Below are 4,373 nucleotides of genomic sequence, written 5' to 3' on the forward strand. Positions count from 1 at the left end.
TGCCACGATGATGATATCCGATCTCGAAAGGACCGACAAGACTGTTCTGAGAGCCTTGCCTGGCAGTTCTCCGCCATAAACTTCCACTCAGTGGGTCCTGTTTTGTCATCTTCCCGGCGCAGTAGGCGCTCCGATCGATCTCCCCAGACATACCTCTCCCATCAACCCACCCGGAAATCCCGATCAGGCCGGCATCCTGCACGATCCTGGAAATAGGAGCCTTTACATTAATCGGCGGATTCGCTACGGAGGCGGCCGAATCCAGGGATCCGGATCCACGCTTTCCACATCGGCGGCGTCTTCATCCATCCCTTCCGCATCCGTCTCCAGCAGAAACTCCATCGGCGGATCCAATGGACGCGCCGGCGACAGGGCGGGCGGAGTGGCGGCAAGCCCCAGATGCCGGAGGATCTTTCCTATCACCAAGGGATCGGTGAGAAAAGCCAGCACCACCATGGGAACTGTCTCTGCGGATGTGGAACAGCGCGGGCAGGCGAGCGCGTCGACATGCAGCAGCCGGCGTAGAAGTTGCGCCCACGGGACGCGCCGGCGATGTGTGGCGGATGGTCTCTCCTGCCCGACTCTCGTCCCCTGGCTTGCCTCAGCCTCCAGCCCGGGCAGCGGCGCACTCTCTAAGCTTGTACATTCTTCCCGCGCCGGCGGATCCGGCAACAACTTCCGCCAGCGGCTGCGGTTGGCGAAAACGCCGTGATATCGGATCTGATGGCTGTAGGGAAAGGAGACAAGAGCCGCCAGGCGGCGCAGGAAGTCCAAGGGATCGAGGATCAGATGCATGGCGCCGTTGGCGTTCGGCCACGGCCGCCGCAGGCGGTACACAACCTTCCCCTCTGGGCTACGCGAAAGACGCTCTTGGGAAAACGGCGCCCGCAGTCCGTAGCGCAGCAGGCGCTCCAGCGCTTCACGGTCCCACGCAGGGACCGACTGCGCGGCATGCAAGGAGAATCCGGCCATGGAGGCGCACTGAGGCTTGCTTGAGAAACCTCGCAATGTGACATATTGCGCGGAGCGCTATGATTCTCCTCATTTCTCCTCCTATTTAACCACGATATTTAGCAGTCCCGCTGATGAGGACGCATCTTGGGATGAACTATAGCCGACAAGTTCGGCGTCAAGACAGTTGCCGAGTTTAGCCAGACAATCTTCGACATTCAGAGTACCTGAGGATGAAAGCACTTGCATTAGGTCATAAATTGTATCTGATTTTGATACGATTGGTCTATGACCATATTGCGATTCGAAAGCCAGGAGCCCTTTCAAAATGCATCCCTTAAAGCCCCGTCGGACCGCCTCAAGGTGATCATTTTCGAATTGCTGTAGCTTTTTGCTGGAAATGACCCGGGAAAAATAGGGTTTGAGTTGTCTAATAAGGCAAACAGCTTGGGCATCGATAGACCGCTGTTCGCTGAGGCTCTCAATAGCGGCATATACTCTCCCAAGGGCCGTATCCGCGCCCGGGCTGGCGGAGGCTGCTAATTCTATCACAAAAGGTTCGACAACAGAAGCAAATGATTCTGCCTCTACATCCGATGGATAGGGCCAAACAACCCAACGATTGTAAAGCAGAACGAATCTTAGATCATACATGGTCGGGAATCTCTCCTTTGTCAACTGCTCAAGAGATTTAAGGCGTTGATGAAACTTAGTCGCATCTAGATACTCGGCAAGGTGCGACCATCGGACCGCCACGCAAATAAGAGCACTGTACTCTGACGTTAAGATTTTAAATTCAGTGTAGTCTGTTTCAGATTCAATTTCATGTATTACGAGGTCATGATACCAATCTAGTTTCTCAGAGACTTTGGAGGCCCGCTGAGGTGACTTTGGAGTCTCTCTGGCAATCTCCAGAATATCTTTTTGAGCGTCATTCAATTCCTCATATGGCACCTGCGAGGAGACAGCGGGAGGCGAAATGAAGGTCATTACAAATATGCACACTATTAATGCTCGGAAACTTGGGACCAGCAGTCGACTCGTTCGTTTTCATCAAACGCGACAACTCCATTCAAGCACAGAGCCGTCATTCAGATCTTCGCGTCAATGACACTGAACATCAACAATGGGAGGGCACGATGAACGAATCCATCAAGGTCCAGCCTCACCACCTCGAGCGCGATGCATACCTATACATCCGCCAATCGTCGATGCGACAGGTCGTCGAGAACATTGAGAGCACTAAGCGTCAGTATGCTCTTCGAACACGCGCGACAGCACTCGGTTGGCACGACGAACGTATTGTCGTGATCGATTCTGATCAGGGCGAGTCCGGTGCCTCGGCGGCTTGGAGGGAAGGGTTTCAACGCTTGGTCACAGACGTGGGCATGGGCCGCGCTGGTATCGTCATGGGACTCGAGGTATCCCGTCTAGCGAGGAACAATGCCGACTGGCACCGGTTGTTGGAAATCTGTGCGCTCGCTGACACGCTGATCCTTGACGAGGATGGTGTGTACGATCCATCGAATTTCAACGATCGCTTGCTACTCGGTCTAAAAGGGACAATGAGCGAAGCAGAGCTTCACGTCCTGAAATCGAGACTGCGCGGAGGAATCCTCAATAAAGTGCGTCGTGGCGAGTATCGGTGCGTGCTCCCTACCGGGTTCATATATAACGAAACCGGCGATGTTGCCCTTGACCCCGACGCACAAGTCCGGGAGTCTATTGCGTATTTCTTCGAGACATTCTCCCGGGTCGGTTCCGCGCACCAAACGGTAAAGGCGTTTCGGAGTGAGGGGATTCGTTTCCCTTCTCGTCTTCGGAAACATGGCGACACGAAAGTGATCTTCCAACCACTCACCGCATCGACAGCGATGCGCACACTGCACAACCCGCGATATGCCGGCGTCTACGCGTATGGGCGACGGCGTTATCAGCGAACCGCTGATGGCAAGAAGGTTCTGCGAGAACGAGATTGCACCGACTGGCTCGCTTGCATCCCGGACGCTCATCCGGGCTACATTACCTGGGATCAATACCAGGAGAATCTTAAAATCCTCGAAACCAATGGTCGAGGATATGAATTGGCGCGGAAGTCTCCTCCCCGCGAGGGCGCGGCACTCCTGCAGGGTCGCGCGGTATGTGGGCGGTGTGGCAGGCATTTCCGCGTGAGATACGTCTCGCGGCGCGGCGGGACGGAATCATGGTACGTTTGTGACCGTGCGCGCGGTACTCGCGCCGAGCCCAACTGTCAGTCGATCGCCGGACGCCCTATTGACGAAGCCGTCGGGACGCTGGTTGCCGAAAAGATGACCCCCGCGGCCGTCGAGTTAGCGCTGGAGATCCGAAGGGAGATCGAGGACCGGCAGCAGGAGGCAGACCGGCTACATTGCCGAGCGATCGAGAGGGCTCAAATCGAAGCAGATCTGGCGCAACGCAGGTTCATGATGATTGACCCGAATAATCGCCTGGTCGCCGACACACTTGAGGCAGACTGGAACGACAAACTGCGCGCCTTGGCTAAGGCGCGTGAGGAAAGGGAATGCGGTCGACATAAGGATAAGGTCAAGCTCGACGATGTCATCCGTGAACGATTCATCGCGATGACGACGGACTTCAAGCGGCTATGGACTGACACGGCTACGCCGAACCGCGAACGAAAGAGAATGCTCGCGCATATCATCGAGGATGTGACACTCATCAAATGTCAGGGAGAAGGCACTACCAAGATCCATGTTCGCTTCACTGGCGGCAAGACCGAGACGCTCACGACTCAGAATCCCAAATCCTCCGCGCAGCAAGTAAAGACGCCGCCCGAGATCGTGGCGCATGTCGACCAGCTCCTCGACGACCACGTGTACTCCGAGATCGCCGACCTGCTCAACAAGCGAGATTTTCACCCCGGTGGGTCGACCCGGCCGGGTCGAGAGAATGATCGTTTCACCGGGAATCGAGTTGCATATCTCGTACACAGATACGGGCTCCGATCACGCTACGATCGACTTCGCGACCGGGGAATGCTGACGAAAAAGGAGATGGCGGATCGCCTCACAATCCACGAGCACACCCTTGTACAGTGGGCAAAGCATGGTATCGTCATCAGGCATCCCTACAATGGTCACGCGTACCTGTATGAGGATCCGGGGCCGAATGCGCCCACCAAGCACTGCAGTCGATGGGACACCCTGATCGACAGGGCACCAGTCATCCAGACAAAAAAGCGGGAGGAATTTCAACTTGCTCGCATAGAGTCGAAGGAGGTGTAGTGTGAAGACAGTTAGTTTGCGAATAGGCAGAAACCTGTACGATCCCAATATACAGCCTTCACATAATTGCCCCGTCGATTAATGAACATGTAAAGACTTCCCGAGAGAGGATCTTCGCTCAATGTGTTTTGAACCAACGATATCAATCCATTGAAA

4 protein-coding genes are annotated in these 4,373 nt (G+C 55.2%); 1 reads left to right on the forward strand and 3 read right to left on the reverse strand.

Annotated elements, in window-relative coordinates; all coding sequences use genetic code 11:
* Nucleotides 1–243: 243 nt before the first annotated feature.
* The gene (locus KJ970_05555) at nucleotides 244–972 is read right to left on the reverse strand and encodes a transposase (protein MBU2690374.1); all 729 of its coding nucleotides are present in this window, start codon (nucleotides 970–972) and stop codon (nucleotides 244–246) included.
* A gap of 81 nt (nucleotides 973–1,053) precedes the next feature.
* Complete coding sequence (locus KJ970_05560; protein MBU2690375.1) at nucleotides 1,054–1,905, reverse strand: hypothetical protein; 852 nt, start codon at nucleotides 1,903–1,905, stop codon at nucleotides 1,054–1,056.
* 185 nt (nucleotides 1,906–2,090) lie between these two features.
* Here KJ970_05560 and KJ970_05565 point away from each other — a divergent pair, with 185 nt between their 5' ends.
* Complete coding sequence (locus KJ970_05565; GenBank protein ID MBU2690376.1) at nucleotides 2,091–4,217, forward strand: recombinase family protein; 2,127 nt, start codon at nucleotides 2,091–2,093, stop codon at nucleotides 4,215–4,217.
* Nucleotides 4,218–4,228: 11 nt separating this feature from the next.
* On the opposite strand, the gene tnpB is transcribed toward KJ970_05565, so the two are convergent.
* Nucleotides 4,229–4,373: IS66 family insertion sequence element accessory protein TnpB (gene tnpB / locus KJ970_05570; protein MBU2690377.1), on the reverse strand; the 145-nt coding region annotated here is incomplete at its 5' end.

The sequence above is a fragment of the Candidatus Eisenbacteria bacterium genome, assembly GCA_018831195.1.
In the GTDB taxonomy this organism is placed as follows: Bacteria; Eisenbacteria; RBG-16-71-46; order CAIMUX01; family JAHJDP01; genus JAHJDP01.